We start from the raw sequence: 19,235 nt of genomic DNA, 5'->3' as shown, positions 1-19,235 counted from the left end.
GGGGCGGGGTTCCGCGATGCCGGGGCGCCGCCGTAGTAGTGGTAGTTGACGTACTGGTTGCGGCCCGCCTGGTGGGATGTCCCCTGGTCGCGCACCGAGGCCCGCATGTCCACGGCGGGGTCGCCCGCACCCGGCTCCTCCGCTCCCGTCCGGCTGTCGGACACCGCACCAACTCCCCCCGTGTGCCAGTCTGCTGACGGTCCAAGGTTACTCGGGGTGCCGGTCGGGGGCACGCGGCGTGAGCCTGTTCGCGGCGGTCGCCGGGCCGCTCCGGGCGCCGGGCGGTTCTCAGGTGATCAGGTGATCAGGTGAGGGGCCAGTTGCGCAGGGCGGCGTCGGCCGTCTCCTGGAGTTCCTCGCGGGCGACGCCGCTCGCGGCCTGCACGGCGATGCCGAACGCCAGGGTGGTGACGTAGCGGGCCAGCAGCCCCGGATCGGCCCCGGGGGGCAGTTCGCCCTCGTCGACGGCCCGCTGGAACCTCTCGCGGAGGCGGGAGCAGCCGTTGTTGCGCCAGTCGGCGAGAAGGTCGCGGACGCCGCGTCCGGGGTCGCTGGTGGCCAGGGCTCCCTGAACGCCCAGGCACCCGTGGGGGCGGGTGGGGCGGGTGGTGGTCCGGACGGTGCCGGCCAGGATCGCGGTGGCGACGCCGAGGGCGGTCGGCTCCTCGAGGGCCCGGCTCAGGTATCCGCCGGGGCCTTCGGTGTAGCGCTCCAGGGCCTTGCGGAACAGCTCCTCCTTGTTGCCGAAGGCCGCGTACATGCTGGTGGTGGAGATGCCCATCGCGCCGGTCAGTCTGGCCAGGCTGGCGCCTTCGTAACCGTGCTCCCAGAAGACCAGCATGGCGCGCTCAAGGGCCTCGTCGGCGTCGAATCCTCGCGGCCGGCCGATGGGGCCGCTCTGTCTGGTTCCCACCCCCGCAGCCTACCCCTTCCGCATCGACCGATACAGAAGTGCTACCGTTCGACTTCCGCATCGATCGATGCGGAAAAAGGAGGGGGTTGTCCACGTGGGACTGCTGGAGAACAAGACCGCTCTCGTCACCGGCGGCGGCAGCGGAATCGGCCTGGCCGGCGCGGTACGGCTGGCGGCCGAGGGCGCGCATGTGTTCATCACCGGCCGGCGCGGGGCCGAACTCGACGCGGCCGTCGAGGTGATCGGCCCGGCGTCCACCGCGGTGGTCGGCGACATCTCGGACCTCGCCGACCTGGACCGCCTCTACGAGACGATCCGCAGCCGGGGACAGGGCCTGGACGTGCTGTTCGCGAACGCCTCCGTCGCCGAGTTCGCGACGCTCGAACAGGTCACCGAGGAGCACTTCGACGCCCTCTTCGGCATCAACGCCCGGGGCACGCTGTTCACCGTCCAAAAAGCGCTGCCCCTGCTCAACGACGGCGCCTCGGTGATCCTGAACGCCTCCACCAACATGGACGCGGGCGCGGAGGCGTTCGGTGTGTACGCGGCGACCAAGGCCGCCACCCGCTCGTTCGCCCGCACCTGGGCCAACGAACTCAAGGGGCGCGGCATCCGGGTCAACACCATCGCGCCCGGCCCGACCGACACCCCCGGTCTGTCGGGGCTCGCCCCCGACCCGGAGCAGGCCGCCGACTTCAGGGGGCGACTGGCAGCGCAGGTACCGCTGGGCCGGCTCGGGCACCCGGAGGAGACCGCCGCCGCCGTGGCCTTCCTCGCCTCCGCGCAGAGCAGCTTCATCACCGGTTCGAACCTGTACGTCGACGGCGGCCTGAACCAGATCTGAGCCCCTGCGTCCGCGCATCCTGCGGAAGCGGCACGTCCGGGCTCCGGCCCCGCCCGGAACCGCCTGCGGGCTCCTCCCCGTCTGACTGGGCGACGGAGGGGGCGACAGGTGTTCGCGTGGTTGTTGCTGTGGCTGGTGCTGATCGTCCAGCTGGCCGCCGGGGCCTTCGCCTACGGGTTCTGGAAGCGCCGGCGCCGCCCCGCGCGGCACCGGCGCTGGTGGCTGCTGGGGGCGGGTACGGGCGTCCTGGGCTACGCCCACACGCTCGCCTACGGCTTCGCGCTGACGCGTCCGGCTGAGATCTGCGGGCAGCGGACCCTGGACGACGACTATCCGCTGATCCACACCCGCGTCGACGTGTTCCCCCCGGCGTTCGAGTGCCACTGGACGGACTCGTCGGCATACGGTCCCAGCCACCCCACGGCCGCGGGTGTCTGGCTGCTGTGGTGCGGGGCGGCCCTTCTGGTGGCCGGCACGGCCGCCTGGGCGGCGAACCTACCCTCGCCCGCGCCGCGTTGGGCCAGGGCGGGCGCGGTCCTCGCGCCCGCGGCCGCCGCCACCCTCTGGGTCACCCGGGTCGCCCCGCTCATGGGCCTGTCGGAGACCGACCTCAGCAACGAGTGCTTCCGCTGGCAGGTGGCCCATCTGCACTCCGCGCCCTCCGGCGAGATCACGGGAACCGACCGCGGCCTCCTGCCCCCGGCCGTCGACTGCGTCTTCACCGACGGCACCGTGAACCTCGTCCGTGCCGAGGCCTTCGGACTGTCGTGCTGCCTCGCCGTGTTCCTCTTCTGCTGCTTCCGCTGCGCGGCGCTCCGGCTGCCGAGGTCCCCGTAGGGTGCGGTGGGAGGCTGCCGGAGCGGCGGGGCGCAGTGCGGACTCGTCACCGACTGCGGCGTCGGCGACCGCGGTGCCGGGAAGGTCGGCGGGCACGGCGCAGCGTTCCCCGTCGGCCTGCCACTCCCCCGGTGCGTACTCCGCCCAGACGGTCTTGCCCGGCCCGTCCCGGCGCGGGTGCCAGTCCCAGCGCGCGGCCAGCTCCGACACCAGGAGCAGGCCCCGGCCCGACTCCTGCGGGCACTCGGCGTCCGGGGCGGCGGGGCGCACCGGCAGGCGTTCGGCGCGGGTGTCGGTGACCTCGACGCGCACGCACCGGCCGCCGGCCGGTGCGTGCAGGCGGAGGTGGAAGTCCCGGCCGGGTACGTGCCCGTGTCGTACGGCGTTCGCGGTGAGTTCGGCGGCGATCAGCACGATCTCCTCGTGCGCGGCGGTGCCGTACGGGATCCCCCAGGCGTCGAGGCGGACGGCGACCAGCCGCCGGGCGAGGCGGGCCCCTCTGGGCGTGGAGGTGAAGCGCATCCCGAAGACGCGGTCGCCGGGGCCGGCGAGGCGAGTGGGACGGGTGTCGTCAACGGGGCTGCCGGGCTTGCTCGTCATGCCCACCACGGTCCCCGTGGCGGTGCGGCGCGACCAGTGGTGACGCGCCTCGCGGACCTGTTGTACGCGCGGTACGCGCGCGAGTACGAGGCGTGCGGCGTGACCGCCTTCCGGGTAAGCGCGTTGGCCCGGTGAGGTGATGTTCGATGACTGAGCGTACGGACGAGGAGACCGCACCGAGTGGCGGGGCGGTCGTGAACTTCGGTGACGGCTGGGAAGGCGACGACGGAGGCGGGCGGCGGCCGGAGGACGAGAGCGGGCGGGGCGTCGTCACCGCGTTCGGGCGGACCATGAAGGCCCTGCGGTCGCGGCAGGGGCTGGAGCGCGAGGAGTTCGGCAAGCGGATCGGGTACTCGGCCTCGACGGTCGCCTCGTTCGAGCAGGGGCGGAGGATTCCGTCACCCCGGACGATCGAGCGGGCGGACGAAGTGCTGGGCGCGGACGGGCTGCTGAGCCTGTGGAAGGAAGAGGTGGAGCGGGCCCAGTACCCGCTCTTCTTCCAGGGGATGGCGGCGCTGGAGAAGGAGGCCATCGAGCTGCTCTCCTACGACATGCTCGTGGTCAAAGGTCTGCTCCAGACCGAGAAGTACATGAGAGCTCTACTGGACATGCGGCGTCCGATTCTGGACCCGGAGACCATCGAGCAGCGCGTCGCCGCGCGGCTGGCCCGTCAGGCCATCTTCGAACGCTGGCCTGCGCCGCTGCTCAGCTTCGTGATGGACGAGTCGGTGCTACGACGCCCGTACGGCGGAAAGGAAGTACTGCGGGAGCAGTTGGAGCACCTGCTCACGGTCGGCCAGAAGCGGAACGTCGAACTTCAGGTCATGCCGCTCGGCCGTGAGGACAACGCAGGCGTGAACGGACCGTTCACGGTCGTCACACGCAAGGACGGCAAGAAGTTCGTCTACGCCGAGGCGCAGGGAATCGGCTCTCTTCAGACTGACCCGGAACAGGCGGCTCTCGCACACGCGCGCTATGGGATCATCCGCTCACAGGCTCTCAGCTTGGCGTTTAACCTCGCGTGTCACCCGACCTGCTGAGATCTTCCGTTTCGGAGAACGTGCGACGCGGCCGTCCTCCACGCTTCGAGGTGTCGAGTCACGGAGTGTGAAAGGACGGCCGCTGTGATCAGTCTTCCGGTTGAGGGCCCTGCCGTCGAGGCACTGGGAGCTCTGTCCCGCTTTCGGGTTGAGTTCTACGAGTGTCTCTACGCGCGTGCGGATGCGCTCTTCGAGCTCACGGATGCGGTGCTGTGCGCGGACGGACCGGTGAGGTCGCCGGTGGAGCTGACTTTGGTGGCCGAGCACCGGCGTGGACACGGTGCGATGTACGCCGCGCTGGACCGCGGCTGGTGCGAGCCGGCCCGCCTGCGCGGCGTTCTGGCCGGTCTGCCGCTGCCGAAGACGGCCGACGGGCGGATCGTGCTCGCCGCGGACGTGTGCAACTGGCTCCGCCCGGACGCCCCCACCAGCCCCGACCGGCTCTTCTGTCACGTCTACGGACGCGGCGGCCGATCCAGCGACCAGCTCGTGCCCGGCTGGCCGTACTCCTTCGTCGCCGCTTTGGAGACCGGCCGCACCTCCTGGTGCGCCCTTCTCGACGCCGTTCGCCTGGGCCCGGACGACGATGCGGTTGCCGTGGCCGCAGCCCAACTGCGCGGTGTGGTCGAGCGGTTGATCGAGGCCGGCCACTGGAAGCCGGGGCACAAGGCGATCCTCATCGTGCTGGATGCCGGTTATGACGCGCCCCACCTCTCGTATGCGCTGCGTGACCTGCCGGTGGAGGTGATGGCCCGGCTGCGCTCGGACCGTGTGATGTACCGCGACGCAGGCCCGGCGCACCCCACCGCCAAAGGCGGACGCCCCCGCAAACACGGAGCCAGGTTCTCCCTTGCCCGGCCGGACGGCTGGCACGTCCCCGACCGGGTCACCGCCTGCGAGACCACGCGATACGGCCGGGCCGAGGCGCGGGCCTGGGACCGCATGCATCCGAAACTGCAGGCCCGTAGTGCCTGGCTCGATCACGAGGGCGAACTGCCCACGCAGCATGGCACGTTGATCCGGCTCACGGTGGAGCACCTGCCTGGCGAGCGCGAGGCGAAACCAGTGTGGCTGTGGACCTCCGCCACCGGTCTTTCCGCCGACCAGGTGGACGTGCGCTGGCAAGCGTTCCTGCGCAGGTTCGATCTGGAGCACACCTTCCGTTTCCTCAAGCAGACACTCGGCTGGAGCCGTCCGAAAGCCCGCCGCCCCGACACCGCGGACCTGTGGACCTGGTTGGTGATCACCGCACACACCCAGCTCCGCCTCGCCCGCTCGCTGGCCGAGGACCTGCGCCACCCCTGGGAACGGCCCGCCGAGCCGCAGCGGCTCACTCCCGCCCGCGTCCGCCGGGGGTTCCGCCACCTCCGCGTGAAAGCCGCCCGTCCGGCGGCTGGGCCGAAACCGTCCAGGCCTGGCCCAGGGCGCCCGCTCGGGTCAAGAAACCGCAGGTCAGCTCGACGATACGAGCCCGGGAAAACCGTGAAACGTGTCGAGACCCTCACCGAACATGCCCGCTTGAAACGGCTCAGAGGTTAAATAACAAGCTCAGTCCGCGAGAGTCACTGGAGTTCATCGAAGGGTTGCTGGGATCGCTATGACCAACGCTGAGTCCTCGACCGTCACCTCCGGCCTCGCCTGGTTCAAGAGCAGCTACAGCGGGACCGAGGGCGGCGATTGTGTGGAGGTCGCGGCCGGCACGGCCGCTGTGCACGTCCGGGACTCCAAGGCCGTTGCCGGGCCGGTCCTCACGGTGTCGCGCGAGGCCTGGGCGGAGTTCGTCGGGCTGGCCTCCTCGCAGCGGGACGCCTGACACCTGACAGGCACGCCGGAGCCCTGCCGCCCCTTCCCGGACGGCAGGGCTCCGGCACGCCGTGCTTGCGGCAGGCCGGCGCGGCTTCGCTCACAGCCGCCATTCCTCCGCGAGCACGCCCAGCAGCTCTTCCTGCCGGGCCTTGACCAGTTCGGGGGTCCACTCGGCGTGCTGGAGCACCTGACTGGTCAGCGCGAAGGGGACCACTCCCCCGCGGCCGGTGAAGTACTTGGCCTTCTTGGCGGCAAAGTCGTAGTTCTGGGCCGCCGAGTTCTTGGCACGGTTCAGCAGGACCAGGTTCCCCAGGCGGTGCGTCCACCGGGCGCGCTGTTCCTCGTCGAAGAGGTCGACCCACCTGGAGTCGACCTTCGGATTCTGGGGCAGGACATGCTCCACGGTGATGAGCGGGTGGTCGTAGGTCACGCCCTGCCCACGGGCCAGCAGCTCGTCAAGCCTGAGCAGCACGTACTTGCGGATCCTGCCGACGAGGTAGAGATCGCCGTCGAGCCTGGCCCGGGTCTCCGCCTTCTCGTCCTCCCTCAGTTCGAGGGCCGGGGAGTCGAGGCCCTGCCCCTCGTCCAGTTGCCGGAGCAGTTCGGCGTAGCGTGTGACGCGCTGAAGATCCGGTGGGCGCTGTCGAGATCCGGGGTGCTGACGACGACCAGGAACGTCCGCTCGGCGAGCATCTGGGCCAGCTTCAGCCGACGTTCCTCGGGAAGCTCGGTGAGGTTGCGGTACAGGGCCTTCGCATTGGGGTCGTGAGGCGCTGCTGGCCGTCGATGACCTCCGCCCTCGGGGCCCCGCCGTCCTTGACGAGCACGATGGAACCGAGGAAGTACGGTTCGTCCGTCCCGCGGTCCAGCGCTTCCAGCAGGTCCGTCAGCAATTGGGTCGCCTGCTCCTCCTGCCAGGCGTAGGGGCGCTGGTAGTCGGGGATCTGGAAGTCGTAGTCGCTGCTGAACACCTTGTGCAGGGGCATCTCGTGCGCTTCGAGCTTTTGCATGGTCCGATGATGTCGGAGAAGAGGGGTGCCGTGGCGCTCATCCGATCAACTCAACCCCCTTTCCGGAGAAGCCCTTTCATTGGGGATACGCCCTCCCGTACCCGACTCGGAGGCCGCTTCCTCGCCCTCACTCCGCGCTGATGGCTGGCGCCCGAGGCCCGGCGCCGTGTTCCCCTTCCGCTGCGCGGCGCTCCGGCTGCCGAGGTCCCCGTAGGGTGCGGTGGGAGGCTGCCGGGCCGGCGGGGCGCACCGGGAGGCGTGCGGCGCGGGTGCCGGTCGTGCCCGGCTGACCGGGCACGGTCCGGCGGAGAAGGCCCCGGGCCCGCCAGCGCAGCGAAGACGCGGAAGGAATTGATTCGTGACGTACGAACTTCCGGTATGGAGCCAGATCACCGAGTGGCTTCGCCGGAACGCACCACGCTCCTACGCACAGCTCCACGAAGGCGCGACACCGGATGCCCTGGCGCACACGAGAGCGCGGCTGGGAACAGCTCTGCCCGAAGAACTGTCGGCCATGCTGCGCATGAACAACGGCGTACAGATCGACCCCAATGATCCGGACGGTATGCGCCCTCGCCCCTCCGGCAAATTCATCTCCGACTTCTACGGCATTCTCCCGACATACCTGATCACCCGCGCCAACGAGCACATGAACGCCGTCTACAACGACGGGGAGCGAGACGGCGAGTGGAAGCGGCACTGGATCCCCTTCGCCGTCGAGAGCGACTGGCTCTACGGTCTGTTCGTCGACGGAGCCACCGGGGCCGTCGGCAGCTGGTCCGACGGCGGCCCCATCGAGGAGAACGTCCATCCGTCGCTGTCGGCCTGGCTGGAGGAGTCGTTCCACCTGATGCGGAACCGCGCAGACGTCTACAACGAAATGGTCGTCTGGGACATCGACGGCCTCGACCAGGAGGATCTCGACCAGCTCACCTGACCACGGACGCACCGCGGCCCCGCCGAATCCCCGGGCCCGTCGATCGAACGGTCCCCGTCTCACTTCCGGGCGAAGTCGTGCCGGATGCGCCGCCGTTCCGCGACCCGCACAGCCTCGGGCAGAGCTCGGCGGACCGCCTCGGACATCAGCCCCGAACGCAAGGATCCCGCAGCCTCGCCGAGGCTGCGGGATCCTGTGCTGTGTCCGAGGGGGGACTTGAACCCCCACGCCCGATAAAGGGCACTAGCACCTCAAGCTAGCGCGTCTGCCATTCCGCCACCCGGACCGGTGTGCGACCTGCGGCCTTCCGGCCGCGGCGACGGGGAACACCATACCAAGTTTTCGCGGTGCCTCTCACATGCATAAGCCGTGGTCCGGTGGGGTGCCGGGACGGCCGGGCCGGGCCGGTTCGGGAACGGGCCGGGGCCGGGTCGGCAGCCCGGCGGCCCGCAGCCCCTCGCGCGGACGGAGGGCCGGTCGGCGGGTGAGCGTACGGCGAAAGCGGGGCAGCAGCACAATGGGACGGCCGCGGCGGCAGGCGCCGCGGCCGTGAAGCGCCGACCGAGGCAGGGCTGATCTTCCATGGGCCGAGTCACCGAACGCCGCCGCGTCGTCCGTCTGCGCGACGGTGCGGTGAGCGAGCGTCCGGACACCCTGGTGGCCGAGGAGCCGCTGGAGATCCGCCTGAACGGCAAGCCGCTGGCGGTCACCATGCGCACGCCCGGCGACGACTTCGCCCTGGCCGCCGGTTTCCTGGTCAGCGAGGGTGTGCTGGGCGGCCCGGAGGAGCTGGCGAACATCGTCTACTGCGCCGGCGCCACCGAGCAGGCCGACGGCACCACGCGCAACAGCTACAACGTCGTCGACGTGCGCCTGGCCCCCGGCGTGACCGTCCCCGACATCACCCTGGAGCGCAACGTCTACACCACCTCCTCGTGCGGGCTGTGCGGCAAGGCCAGCCTGGACGCGGTGCGCACCACCGCCCGCTGGCCCGTCACGGGGGATCTCCCCCCGCTGGAGCCGGAGGTGCTGGCCGCGCTGCCCGACCGGCTGCGCGCGGCCCAGCGGGTGTTCGACCGCACCGGCGGCCTGCACGCGGCCGCCCTGTTCTCCCCGGAGGGGGAGCTGCTGGACCTGCGTGAGGACGTCGGCCGCCACAACGCCGTCGACAAGCTCGTCGGACGCGCCCTGACCCGGGGGGAGCTGCCGCTGTCGCGCGCGGTGCTGCTGGTGTCGGGGCGGGCCTCGTTCGAGCTGGCGCAGAAGGCGGTGATGGCCGGGGTGCCCGTGCTGGCGGCCGTCTCCGCGCCGTCCTCCCTGGCCGTCGATCTGGCCGCCGAGACGGGGCTGACCCTGGTCGGCTTCCTGCGGGGGGCGTCGATGAACGTCTACGCCGGCGAGCACCGCGTCGCGCTCGGCACCCGGCGGGCCTGACGGCGGCGGAACGGGCAGACGGGACGGACACGGGCAGCGGCACGCGTAACCGGCCCGGGAACCGGCGTCCCGGCGGCCACGTCCCACCGCACAAGAGGGGGGATCCGCGCGGGAGATCCGGTGGAGAGGACCGGGATGAACGGTGACGGCCCGGTACGGGCGTCCCGAAGTGACCGTATTTACCCCGCCGGGCCGCATCACCTCCCTTCCTGGGCGTGCCGCGGATCCGATACGGTCACCTCGCTGTGAGTCCCCCATGGCACAGCGCGACGAGGAGCGGCACGTGCGCGAGTTCACCGTCCCGGCCCTGGCGACGGAGCCTCAGACCGGAGGGCTGGCCGACGCCGTCTTCGACCGCGCCGACGCCGACCCGCGCCAGGTGGTGATGGCGCGCAAGGACGCCTCCGGCACCTGGCGGGACGTGACCGCCGCGGAGTTCCGCGACCAGGTGCTGGCGCTGGCCAAGGGGCTGCTCGCCGAGGGAGTGCGCTTCGGCGACCGGGTGGCGATCATGTCGCGCACCCGCTACGAGTGGACGCTGTTCGACTTCGCCCTGTGGTCCGTCGGCGCCCAGCCGGTGCCGGTCTACCCCACCTCCTCGGCCGAGCAGGTCCACTGGATGCTGCACGACGCGGAGGTGACGGCCGCCGTCGTGGAGCACGAGGACCACGCGATGACCGTCGGCTCGGTCGTCGACCGGCTGCCGCGCCTGAAGCGGCTGTGGCAGCTCGACGCCGGCGCCGAGGGCGCGCTGGCCGCCGCCGGGGCGCACCTCCACGCCGACGTGGTGCACCGCCACCGGCTCGCCCTGACCCCGGACACCCCCGCCACCGTCCTGTACACCTCCGGCACCACCGGCCGCCCCAAGGGCTGTGTGCTGACCCACGGCAACTTCATGGCCGAGTGCGACAACCTCGTCCGGCGCTACGAGTCCCTCTTCCCCTCCGGGGACGGCAAGCAGGCCTCCACCCTGCTCTTCCTCCCCCTCGCGCACGTCTTCGGGCGGATGATCGAGGTCGGGGCGGTGCGCGCCGGGGTCAGGCTCGGCCACCAGCCCAACATGACCGCCGCCGCCCTCCTGCCCGACCTGGCGGCCTTCCGGCCCACCTTCGTGCTGGCCGTGCCCTACGTCTTCGAGCGGATCTTCCACGCCGCGCGGCGCAGGGCCGAGTCGGAGGGGAGGCTGGAGGTGTTCGACAAGGCGGTGGACGTCGCCGTCCGCTACGCCGAGGCGATGGAGGAGAAGGCCTTCGGGACCGGGCGCGGCCCGGGTGCGGCCCTGCGGATGCAGCACGGCTTCTTCGACAAGGCCGTCTACTCCCGGCTGCGCGCCGCCCTCGGCGGCCGCTGCCGGCACGCGATGTCGGGCGGCTCGGCGATGGAGCGGCGCCTGGGGCTGTTCTACGACGGCGCCGGCATCCGCGTCTTCGAGGGGTACGGGCTGACGGAGACCACCGCGGCGGCCACCGCCAATCCGCCCGAGCGGACCCGTTTCGGCACCGTCGGCGTCCCCATCCCGGGCACCACGGTGCACATCGCCGAGGACGGCGAGGTGTGGCTGCGCGGCGGCCAGGTCTTCGCCGGCTACCTGAACGACGCGCGCGCCACCGGCGAGGTGCTGCACAACGGCTGGTTCGCCACCGGCGACCTCGGCTCGCTGGACGAGGACGGCTATCTGACGCTCACCGGCCGGAAGAAGGACGTCCTGGTGACCTCCGGCGGCAAGACCGTCTCGCCGACGCTGCTGGAGGACCGGGTGCGGGCGCACCCGCTGGTGGCGCAGTGCGTCGTGGTCGGCAACGACCGGCCCTACGTCGCCGCGCTGGTCACCCTCGACGAGGACGCCGTGCACCACTGGCTGACCATGCGCAACAAGCCGCACCTGGGCCCGGCGGAACTGGTGCGCGACCCCGATCTGGAGGCCGAGGTCAGACGGGCGGTGGTGGCCGCCAACACGCAGGTCTCCCAGGCCGAGTCGATCCGCACCTTCCGGATACTGGGATCGCGGTTCACCGAGGAGGAGGGTCTGCTCACCCCCTCGCTGAAGCTGCGGCGCAAGGTCGTGGAGAAGACGTACGCGGTCGAGATCGACGCCCTCTACCAGGGCTGAGCGGGGCGGCGGGGCCAGGTGGGCCGGGGAGCGGGCCGGGAGCGGGCCGGGTCCGGAGCCGTACGGCGGGGTGCGCAGGGGCGCGGAGGGGTATGGCGGAGTGCGACGGGGTGCGGCGAGGCGGGAATGACAACGCTGCCATGATCGTTGGGACCCCGGGTACACGTGTCGCCAACCGACTGACAAGGACCGATCGCTCGTGAGCAACGTTCCCAACATCATCCTCAACAACGGCGTCCGGATGCCGCAGCTCGGCTTCGGCGTGTGGCAGGTGCCGGACGAGGAGGCCACCGCCACCGTCGGGCACGCACTCGCCTCGGGCTACCGCAGCATCGACACCGCCGCGATCTACCAGAACGAGAAGGGCACCGGGAAGGCCATCGCCGAGTCCGGGCTGCCGCGCGAAGAGCTCTTCGTGACCACCAAGGTCTGGAACAACGACCACGGCCGCGACGCCGCGCTGCGCGCCTTCGACGCCTCCCTGGAACGGCTGGGCCTGGACTACGTCGACCTCTACCTCATCCACTGGCCCGCGCCGGGGCAGGACCGGTACGTCGAGACGTGGAAGGCGCTGGAGGAGATCCACGCCGACGGGCGCGCCAAGGCCATCGGCGTGTCCAACTTCAAGCCCACCCACCTGCGGCGGCTGATGGAGGAGACCGAGGTCGTCCCGGCCGTCAACCAGATCGAGCTGCACCCCAACTTCCCGCAGGCCGAGTCCCGCGCCTTCCACGCCGAGCACGGCATCGCCACCGAGGCCTGGTCGCCGCTGGGCCAGGGCAAGGGGCTGCTGGAGGACCCGGTGATCGCCGAGATCGCCCGCAAGCACGGCCGCACCCCCGCCCAGGTGGTGCTGCGCTGGCACCTCCAGACGGGGAACGTGGTGATCCCCAAGTCCGCCACCCCCTCCAGGATCGAGGAGAACATCGACGTCTTCTCCTTCGTCCTGGACGACGACGACATGACGGGCCTGTCCACCCTGGACAACGGCACCCGGCTGGGCCCCGACCCCGACGAGATGGGCTGAGCCGGCACCGGATCCCCTCCCCCGGCCGCGGCCCCCGGCGTCCCTCCCGGCGGACGCCGGGGGCCGCGGTGCGGACAGCGGTGTGACGGTCCGCCGGGGCTTGTGCCCCTTCGTGAAGGCGGCCCGGCGCACGCGCCGAGGCGGGCGCCCGCGCCGAGGTCGTCGAGCACGGCCTCGGTGCCGCCCGCCCGGCCGGGCGGCGGCTTCCGCCGTGCACGTACGCGTCGCGGGCCGCGGGGCTACGGGCGCGCGCCGTGCGAGGGGGCGATTCCCTCGATCCGCCGCGCCAGGCCCACGTCCAGCTCCGTCACCTTCCCGCCCACGCTGTGGGTGTTCACCGACACCCCCACCGAGTCGTAGCCCAGCAGCAGATCCGCGTGGTGGTTCGTCTCCTCCTGGATCTGCGCGACATGGAGCACCATCGCCGCGGCCGGGAAGTGCCCGGCGAAGGAGTACGTCCTCCTCAGCCGGTCCTCGGCGAACTCCCAGCCGGGCAGCTCCGCCAGCGCGGCTTCGATCTCCTGCGGGGTCAGCGGTCGGGGTGCCATGGCACGAAATCTCACTTCCCGTGGACGACCCTCCCAGCCTAGGGTCGCGGCATGGGAACCGCTGCGGCCGACACGAGCACGGGGACGAGCAGACCGGCGAACGGGGCGGGGCCCCTGCTGCGGCACTGGCGGGAGCGCGCCGGGCTCAGCCAGCTCGAACTGGCCCTGCGCGCCGACTCCTCCGCCCGGCACATCAGCTTCGTCGAGACCGGGCGCACCCGCCCCAGCCCTGAGATGGTGCTCCGGCTGGCCGAACACCTCGACGTCCCCGTGCGCGAGCGCAACGCGCTGCTGCTGGCCGCCGGGCACGCCCCGCACTACCCCGAGACCCCCGTGGACGACCCCTCGCTGGCCGCCCTGCGCGAGGGCCTGGAGCGGATGCTGACGGCGTACGAGCCCTTCCCCGCACTGGTGGTCGACGGCCGGTACGAGGTGGTGGCCGCCAACCGAGGCATCGCCGCCCTGCTGGAGGGCGTGGCCGGACACCTCCTGCGCCCCCCGCTGAACGCCATGCGCCTGACCCTCCACCCCGAGGGCCTGGCCCCGCGCATCCGCAACCTCCCCCAGTGGCGCGAGCACCTGCTGGAGCAGATGCGGCGGCAGCTCGCGCTGCTGCGGTCGGCGCCGCTGCGCGAGCTGTACGAGGAGGTGGCCGCCCATCCGCTGCCCGGGAAGGGCACCGAACGGCGGGAGACCGCGAGCCCCTTCGCCCTGCCGCTGGTGATCGAGCACCAAGGGCACGTCCTGTCGTTCTTCTCCACCATCACCACCTTCAACACCCCCATGGACGTGACCGTCTCCGAGCTGGCGATGGAGACCTTCGTCCCGGCCGACCCCGAGACGGCGGCCCTGCTGCCGAAGCTGCTCGGCTAGCCGTCCGGTCCGGGGGCCGGCCGGGCGACGGCAGACCCCCGGCCGGTGCCTGCCGGGGGCCTGCCGCCGCCGGTCATGACCGGCCGGGAGTACGGAGCACCGCGCGGAGCGCCAGGTGCTGGGCCACCGCCAGGGCGGCGACCACCGCGGCCTGCAGCGGGATCCACACCCACCCCGCGGCGGACGGCTCCAGCACGCCGGCGGCGAGGACGGCGGCACCGGCCAGCGCCCACAGCAGGTTCCCCTCCACCACCGCCCGCACCCAGGGCGCGGGCGGAACGGGCCGGCTCGCCAGGAAGCCGACCCCGGCGCCGTACAGCAGCAGGAAGGCTCCGGCGCCCAGCAGCAGGCCGGCTCCCACTCCCAGCAGCCGTCCGAGGAAGCCGGACAGAGCCAGGTAGGCGGCGGCGTTGGTGAGGGTGACCGCCGCGTCCAGGGCGAGGAGCCGCCGCAGCAGGGGCAGCGGGGCGCGGGCGGGGCGGGCGGTGCGGAAGGTCTCGGGCGAAGTGGCGGACATGGCGGATCGGCCTCCGTCGTCTCGGGTGCGGTGCTGGTGCGCTGTGGGCGCGGTGCGGGACGCTCCGGCCGTACGCACGGGCCACGGGCCGGAGGCCGGGTTCCGGCCGGAGTACGTCGGCCGGGACCCGATGCCCTCACCCTGCCCCCGGGCCGCGCGGGGGTCGATTACCGCTGAGGTAATACAGGACGCTTGGCACACTTTTTGTCGGGTCCGGTGGACTCGGCCGGACGACCGCGGTCGGCCCGGTCAGCGCAGGGGCGCGCGGGCCGGGATGAAGGGCGCGGTCACCGCCTGGGCGGCCTGGGCCTCGTCCAGCCAGCCGCGCAGCACCCGGTGGACCTGCTCGGCGCCGACCGGCTCGCCGTCCGCGTCCGGCGGGGACAGCAGGCGCGGGTAGAGGATGAAGGCCCGGGACTGCTCGCCTCCCAGGCCGCCGTGGGAGCCGATCTGCTGCTCGAAGGCGTGGACGGCTCCGGTGGCCTGGTCGAGGGCCGAGTTGACCATGATGTCGGCGGCGTGCGGGAAGCGCGCGGTGCGCCGCACCAGGGCGGCGGCGCGCGGGCCGTAGGGCTTCAGGGGGTCCTCGCCGGTGATCTCGCCGGTGTCCAGGCGGTGTTCGCTCTCCTTGGGGCCGAGCACCACCGGCCCGTGGCGCTCGGTGTCCACCAGCAGGAAGCCGATGCCGGGGTGGTTGGCGAGGGTGCGCAGCAGGGCGGGGTGGCGGCGGTCGATCTCCTCGCGGGTGGCCCGCCCGGGGATGCCGGGGAAGGAGATCAGCCCGAGGTTGCCCGAGCCCAGCACCACCGGGTCGGAGGTGGGGGCGGGCCAGTGGGGTTCGGCGCCGTGCCCGTCCTCGGGCCGGTGCAGGGCGGCGCGGGCGGCGGCGCGGGCCTCGGCGCCGCTGGCCGTGTGCCTGGCCCGCCGGGAGACCGGCAGCCCGCATCCGGCGCGGACCAGGTCCTCCAGGGTGAGCCCGTAGTGGGAGGCGAAGGTCTCGCCGGGGCTCTGCCCGTGGTCGGACAGGAGCACCAAGCGGTAGGGCCGGGGAGCCTGGGCGGCGACCTTGGCGATCAGGCCGACGGACCGGTCCAGGCGCCGCAGCACCTGGTGGGTGTCGCGGCCGCGCGGCCCGGAGTGGTGGGCCACCTCGTCGTAGGCGACGAGGTCGGCGTAGACGGCGGTGCGCCCGCTGAGGATGTCGCCGAGGACGGAGGCGACCACCACGTCCCGCTGGACGACGGTGGCGAAGGCCCGGATGAACGGGTAGAGACCGCCGCGCGGCACCCGCGGACTGTCCCCGCGCAGCCTGGCCCGGGTGGACTGGACGATCTCGCGGACGACCTCGGCGGCGAAGGAGGCTGCCGTACGGGTGGCGTTGGCCGGGTCGGAGAAGTACGCGAAGTACCCGGCGCGCGACCGGTTGTGCCGGCCGCGCCGGGCGGAGACGGAGAGCACCAGGGCCACCTGGGCGGCCCCGCCGCTGAAGAGGTTGCCGCGGCTGGCGCCGTCGTGGGCGAGCAGTCCGGGCTCGCCGCTGTGTTCGGCGGCGCGGCGCTGGAGCCGGGCGGCGCTGGAGGGCCTGTTGCTGATGACCACCTCGCCGGTCTCCTTCTCGTACCAGCGGAAGGCGGGCACGTCCTCGTTGGAGCCGTGCAGGATGCCGAGCTGGCTGGCGCCGGTCTGGCTGGACCAGTCGGTGTGCCAGGGGACGAGGCGGTGGGTGTCGCGGAGCATGGCGGCGATGTTCGGCATCAGCGGTTCGCCGCCGGCGGGGGTGGTGGCCGCGTCGCGCAGTACGTCGTGGCCGATCCCGTCGAGCTGGAGGAAGACGGTGCCGGGGGTGGCGGGCATCCGGCGGCGCCCGGAGCGGCGCCAGCGGCGGTCGGCGAGCCGGGCCAGGCGCCGCCGGTAGGCCCGGTCGTCGCGGACGGCCAGGAAGGTGTTGGCCGCCGAGGAGGCGGCGGACATCGCGGCGGCGACGACCACGGCGGTCTGCGGGTCGGTCTCGCCCCGGTAGTCGGGCAGGAGGGCGAGTGCCAGCCACAGCAGCGAGCCGTTGAGGAAGAACACCAGCAGGCCCAGCACCAGGGCGGGCACCAGCAGCAGGGCTCTGACCAGCACGGGCCACACCAGTGCGCTGAGCAGGCCGAAGGCGCCGGCCCCGAGGGCGGCGGTGACCCCGATGCTGGTGGCGCTGTCGCCGTCGGCGGACTGGAGCCGGAAGTCGGGGAGCACACCGGCCAGCACCAGCATGGTGAGGGTGCTCACCGCCCACACCACCAGGACGCGCAGCACCGCGCCGCCCGCCCTGCGCCAGGCCGCCATCCGCACGCCGTCCGCCTTTCCTCCTCCGGGCCTCCGGACCCCCGGGCCGGTCCCGCGCCGGGACCGGCCGGCCCCTGCCGTCCGCGTTCTCCGCGCCGGGGACGTCCATGCTCCCCGCGCGCCGGAAACCGCCGCACCCGGTCCGGCACGTCCCACTTTTCCACAGCGCCTCCCGCTGCCGGGGGCGCGTCCGGTCTCTTCGCGAAGGCTCCCGGAAGCACGGGGGTGTGATGAGAGGATCGGTACGGGGAAGGGGCGAGCGGAGGGAAGGAGGGTCCGGTGCCCGCGGAGATCACGTGGTGGGGCCATGCCACGGCGACGGTGCGCGACCGCGGCGTGACGGTGCTGACCGACCCGGTGTTCGTCCGGCGGCTGGCCCACCTGCGCAGGCGGCGCGGACAGCCGCCGCCGGAGTCGGCGGCGCGGGTTGACCTGGTGGTGGTCTCCCATCTGCACGCCGACCATCTGCATCTGCCCTCCCTGGCCCGGCTGGCGCCCGGCACCCGGGTGGTGGTGCCGCGCGGCGCGCTCGCCTCGGTGGCGGGGCTGCGGCGGCTGGCGGGGCGGCTGCGGATCGAGGAGGTGGACGTGGGCGAGCGGGTGCGGGCCGGGGACGTGACCGTCCGCGCGGTGCCCGCGGAGCACGACGGGCGGCGGCTGCCGTACGGGCCGCACCGGGCGCCCGCCCTGGGTTATGTGGTCGAGGGGGATTCCAGGACGTACTTCGCCGGTGACACGGGGCTGTTCGACTCCATGGCGGAGGCGGTCGGCCCGGTGGACGCGGCGCTGCTGCCCGTCGGCGGCTGGGGGCCGAAGCTGGGCGACGGGCACATGAACGCGCGCCGGGCCGCCGAGGCGCTGGCCCGGCTGGGGGCGCCGCTGGCGGTGCCGGTGCACTACGGGACGTACTGGCCGATCGGTCTGGACGCGGTCCGGCCGCACGAGTTCCACTCCCCCGGTGACGAGTTCGTGCGACTGGCGGCGCGTTCGGCCCCCGCCGCGGCGGTGCACCGGCTGGGGCACGGCGAGAGCGTACGGCTGGAGGCGGCGGGGTGATGGACGCACTGCTGGGCGCGGTGCGGGAGATACCGGGTCAGGTGGCGCCCGGCGCGGTGGGCTATCCGTCGCTGTTCCTGCTGGTGGCGTTCGGCGCGCTGGTGCCGGTGGTGCCGACGGGTGCGCTGGTCAGCGCGGCGTCGGCGGTGGCGTTCCACCGCAGTCCTCCGGCCCTCCCGCTGTTGCTGGTGTTCGCCGTCGCGTCGCTGGCGGCGTTCCTGGGCGATCTGCTGCTGTACTGGCTCGGGCGGCGCGGCGGTCACTCCAGGAACGGGGCGCGCTGGCTGGAGCGGATGCGCGAGCGGGCCGAGCCGGAACGGCTGGAGGCCTCGCGGCGGAAGCTGGACGAGCACGGCGTGACGGTGCTGGTCCTCTCCCGGCTGGTGCCGGCCGGGCGGATCCCGGTGATGGTGGCCTGCCTGCTGTCGCGGGTGCCGGTGCGGCGGTTCGTGCGCGGCGCCGCGCCGGCCTGCCTGGTGTGGACGGCGACCTACCAGCTGATCGGGATCCTGGGCGGGTCGCTGTTCCCCGAGCCGTGGCAGGGCGTGGCCGCGGCGGTCGGCCTGACGCTGCTGGTCGGTGCGGCGCCCTCGGTGTGGCGGCGGCTGCGCCCGGCACGGGTTCCGCGCTAGAGGGACCGGGCGCCGGGGTCCGGGCCGAGGCCGGGCTCCGGGTGCGGGTCCGGCTGTTCCAGGATCCTGGAGGCCCCGACCGGCATGTCCCACAGGTCCTCGCGCGGACGCCCCGTCGCGGCCCAGGCGGCCCGTACCCGGCTCAGCGGCTCCAGCGGCGGCTCGGCCGAGAGCAGGAAGGTGGCCCAGTGCATGGGGGCCATGCGGCGGGCGCCGAGGTCCAGGCAGGCCTGTACGGCCTCCTCCGGGTCGGTGTGCACCGGGCGGAGCATCCGGCGCGGCGCGTAGGCGCCGATCGGCAGCAGGGCGAGGTCGATGCCGGGGTAGCGGTGGCCGATCTCGGTGAACCAGTGGCCGTAGCCGGTGTCGCCGGCGAAGTGGATCCGCTGCCCGTGGCGGTCGGTGAGCACCCAGCCGCCCCACAGCGAGCGGCAGGTGTCGGTGAGGGTGCGCCGGGACCAGTGGTGGGCGGGGACGAAGTCGAAGCGGACGGAGCCGCCGCCCGGGGAGGGCAGCTCGGCCGCCTCCCACCAGTCCAGTTCGGTGACGCGGGTGAAGCGGCGCCTGCGGCACCAGGCGCCGAGCCCGGCGGGGACGAACAGGGGGGTGTCGCGCGGCAGGCGCCTGAGGGTGGGGGCGTCGAGGTGGTCGTAGTGGTTGTGGGAGATCACCACGGCGTCGACGGGCGGCAGGTCCTCCCAGGGGACCCCGACCGGGGTGACC

The 19,235-nt window shown here is 72.9% G+C and carries 19 protein-coding genes, 1 tRNA gene and 1 pseudogene; 12 read left to right on the top strand and 9 right to left on the bottom strand.

What is annotated here, in order from left to right; translation table 11 throughout:
* Window positions 1-304: 304 nt before the first annotated feature.
* A complete protein-coding gene (locus L7D48_RS11895) occupies window positions 305-913 on the bottom strand; it encodes a TetR/AcrR family transcriptional regulator (RefSeq protein WP_237879186.1) in 609 nt (202 codons plus the stop codon).
* Window positions 914-1,007: 94 nt separating this feature from the next.
* On the opposite strand from L7D48_RS11895, the gene L7D48_RS11890 reads away from it, so the two are divergent.
* Window positions 1,008-1,757: an SDR family oxidoreductase gene (locus L7D48_RS11890; protein ID WP_237879184.1), complete on the top strand. Its 750-nt coding sequence runs from the start codon at window positions 1,008-1,010 to the stop codon at window positions 1,755-1,757.
* Between the two features lie 108 nt (window positions 1,758-1,865).
* Entirely contained in the window at window positions 1,866-2,594 is a 729-nt protein-coding gene (locus L7D48_RS11885; protein WP_237879192.1) for a hypothetical protein, read from the top strand.
* A 135-nt stretch (window positions 2,595-2,729) separates the two neighbouring features.
* Here the strand turns inward: L7D48_RS11885 and L7D48_RS11880 are convergent.
* Window positions 2,730-3,194: pseudogene (locus L7D48_RS11880) on the bottom strand (ATP-binding protein); the annotation flags it as partial.
* Between the two features lie 146 nt (window positions 3,195-3,340).
* On the opposite strand from L7D48_RS11880, the gene L7D48_RS11875 reads away from it, so the two are divergent.
* The 3 genes from L7D48_RS11875 to L7D48_RS11865 all read left to right on the top strand — a co-directional run bounded on the left by L7D48_RS11875 (window position 3,341) and on the right by L7D48_RS11865 (window position 6,047).
* Window positions 3,341-4,234, top strand: coding sequence for a helix-turn-helix transcriptional regulator (locus tag L7D48_RS11875; protein ID WP_237879182.1), 894 nt, complete (start codon window positions 3,341-3,343; stop codon window positions 4,232-4,234).
* Window positions 4,235-4,318: 84 nt separating this feature from the next.
* Window positions 4,319-5,773 (top strand): NF041680 family putative transposase, encoded by a 1,455-nt coding sequence (locus tag L7D48_RS11870; protein ID WP_237879180.1) that lies wholly within the window; start codon window positions 4,319-4,321, stop codon window positions 5,771-5,773.
* Between the two features lie 58 nt (window positions 5,774-5,831).
* Window positions 5,832-6,047: a DUF397 domain-containing protein gene (locus L7D48_RS11865; RefSeq protein ID WP_237879178.1), complete on the top strand. Its 216-nt coding sequence runs from the start codon at window positions 5,832-5,834 to the stop codon at window positions 6,045-6,047.
* A gap of 90 nt (window positions 6,048-6,137) precedes the next feature.
* Here the strand turns inward: L7D48_RS11865 and L7D48_RS11860 are convergent, their stop codons facing one another.
* Window positions 6,138-6,512 carry an HNH endonuclease family protein gene (locus L7D48_RS11860; protein ID WP_237879176.1) on the bottom strand — a complete coding sequence of 125 codons (375 nt, stop codon included), beginning with the start codon at window positions 6,510-6,512 and terminating at the stop codon, window positions 6,138-6,140.
* A 232-nt stretch (window positions 6,513-6,744) separates the two neighbouring features.
* A complete protein-coding gene (locus tag L7D48_RS11855) occupies window positions 6,745-7,050 on the bottom strand; it encodes a DUF262 domain-containing protein (RefSeq protein ID WP_237879174.1) in 306 nt (101 codons plus the stop codon).
* A 358-nt stretch (window positions 7,051-7,408) separates the two neighbouring features.
* Here L7D48_RS11855 and L7D48_RS11850 point away from each other — a divergent pair, with 358 nt between their 5' ends.
* Complete coding sequence (locus L7D48_RS11850; RefSeq protein WP_237879172.1) at window positions 7,409-7,987, top strand: SMI1/KNR4 family protein; 579 nt, start codon at window positions 7,409-7,411, stop codon at window positions 7,985-7,987.
* 201 nt (window positions 7,988-8,188) lie between these two features.
* On the opposite strand, the gene L7D48_RS11845 is transcribed toward L7D48_RS11850, so the two are convergent.
* Window positions 8,189-8,273, bottom strand: a tRNA-Leu gene (locus L7D48_RS11845).
* 296 nt (window positions 8,274-8,569) lie between these two features.
* Here L7D48_RS11845 and fdhD point away from each other — a divergent pair.
* The 3 genes from fdhD to L7D48_RS11830 all read left to right on the top strand — a co-directional run bounded on the left by fdhD (window position 8,570) and on the right by L7D48_RS11830 (window position 12,558).
* A complete protein-coding gene (gene fdhD / locus L7D48_RS11840) occupies window positions 8,570-9,421 on the top strand; it encodes a formate dehydrogenase accessory sulfurtransferase FdhD (protein WP_237879170.1) in 852 nt (283 codons plus the stop codon).
* Window positions 9,422-9,677: 256 nt separating this feature from the next.
* Window positions 9,678-11,531, top strand: coding sequence for a long-chain fatty acid--CoA ligase (locus L7D48_RS11835; protein WP_237879169.1), 1,854 nt, complete (start codon window positions 9,678-9,680; stop codon window positions 11,529-11,531).
* A 199-nt stretch (window positions 11,532-11,730) separates the two neighbouring features.
* Window positions 11,731-12,558, top strand: a complete 828-nt coding sequence (locus L7D48_RS11830; RefSeq protein ID WP_279950214.1) for an aldo/keto reductase — start codon at window positions 11,731-11,733, stop codon at window positions 12,556-12,558.
* A 239-nt stretch (window positions 12,559-12,797) separates the two neighbouring features.
* Here L7D48_RS11830 and L7D48_RS11825 read toward each other — a convergent pair whose 3' ends face one another.
* Window positions 12,798-13,106 carry a 4a-hydroxytetrahydrobiopterin dehydratase gene (locus L7D48_RS11825; protein WP_237879167.1) on the bottom strand — a complete coding sequence of 103 codons (309 nt, stop codon included), beginning with the start codon at window positions 13,104-13,106 and terminating at the stop codon, window positions 12,798-12,800.
* Between the two features lie 51 nt (window positions 13,107-13,157).
* On the opposite strand from L7D48_RS11825, the gene L7D48_RS11820 reads away from it, so the two are divergent.
* A complete protein-coding gene (locus L7D48_RS11820) occupies window positions 13,158-13,979 on the top strand; it encodes a helix-turn-helix domain-containing protein (protein ID WP_237879165.1) in 822 nt (273 codons plus the stop codon).
* 73 nt (window positions 13,980-14,052) lie between these two features.
* On the opposite strand, the gene L7D48_RS11815 is transcribed toward L7D48_RS11820, so the two are convergent.
* Together L7D48_RS11815 and L7D48_RS11810 are read right to left on the bottom strand one after the other, a co-directional pair.
* Window positions 14,053-14,496, bottom strand: a complete 444-nt coding sequence (locus L7D48_RS11815) for a hypothetical protein (RefSeq protein WP_237879163.1) — start codon at window positions 14,494-14,496, stop codon at window positions 14,053-14,055.
* A gap of 249 nt (window positions 14,497-14,745) precedes the next feature.
* Complete coding sequence (locus L7D48_RS11810) at window positions 14,746-16,824, bottom strand: phage holin family protein (protein WP_237879188.1); 2,079 nt, start codon at window positions 16,822-16,824, stop codon at window positions 14,746-14,748.
* 279 nt (window positions 16,825-17,103) lie between these two features.
* Between L7D48_RS11810 and L7D48_RS11805 the strand changes: the two genes are divergently transcribed.
* Window positions 17,104-17,880, top strand: coding sequence for an MBL fold metallo-hydrolase (locus L7D48_RS11805; RefSeq protein WP_237879161.1), 777 nt, complete (start codon window positions 17,104-17,106; stop codon window positions 17,878-17,880).
* Window positions 17,880-18,512 carry a DedA family protein gene (locus L7D48_RS11800; RefSeq protein ID WP_237879159.1) on the top strand — a complete coding sequence of 211 codons (633 nt, stop codon included), beginning with the start codon at window positions 17,880-17,882 and terminating at the stop codon, window positions 18,510-18,512. The genes L7D48_RS11805 and L7D48_RS11800 overlap by 1 nt, the downstream gene beginning before the upstream one ends.
* Here the strand turns inward: L7D48_RS11800 and L7D48_RS11795 are convergent.
* Window positions 18,509-19,235, bottom strand: a 727-nt coding sequence (locus tag L7D48_RS11795) for an MBL fold metallo-hydrolase (protein WP_237879157.1), incomplete at its 5' end; no start/stop codon positions are given. The genes L7D48_RS11800 and L7D48_RS11795 overlap by 4 nt on opposite strands.

The sequence above is a fragment of the Streptomyces sp. ICN903 genome, from assembly GCF_022015835.1.
Lineage (GTDB): Bacteria > Actinomycetota > Actinomycetes > Streptomycetales > Streptomycetaceae > Streptomyces > Streptomyces fenghuangensis.
The sequence above is the reverse complement of the archived record's forward strand: the minus strand, read 5'-3'. Positions and strand labels throughout refer to the sequence as shown.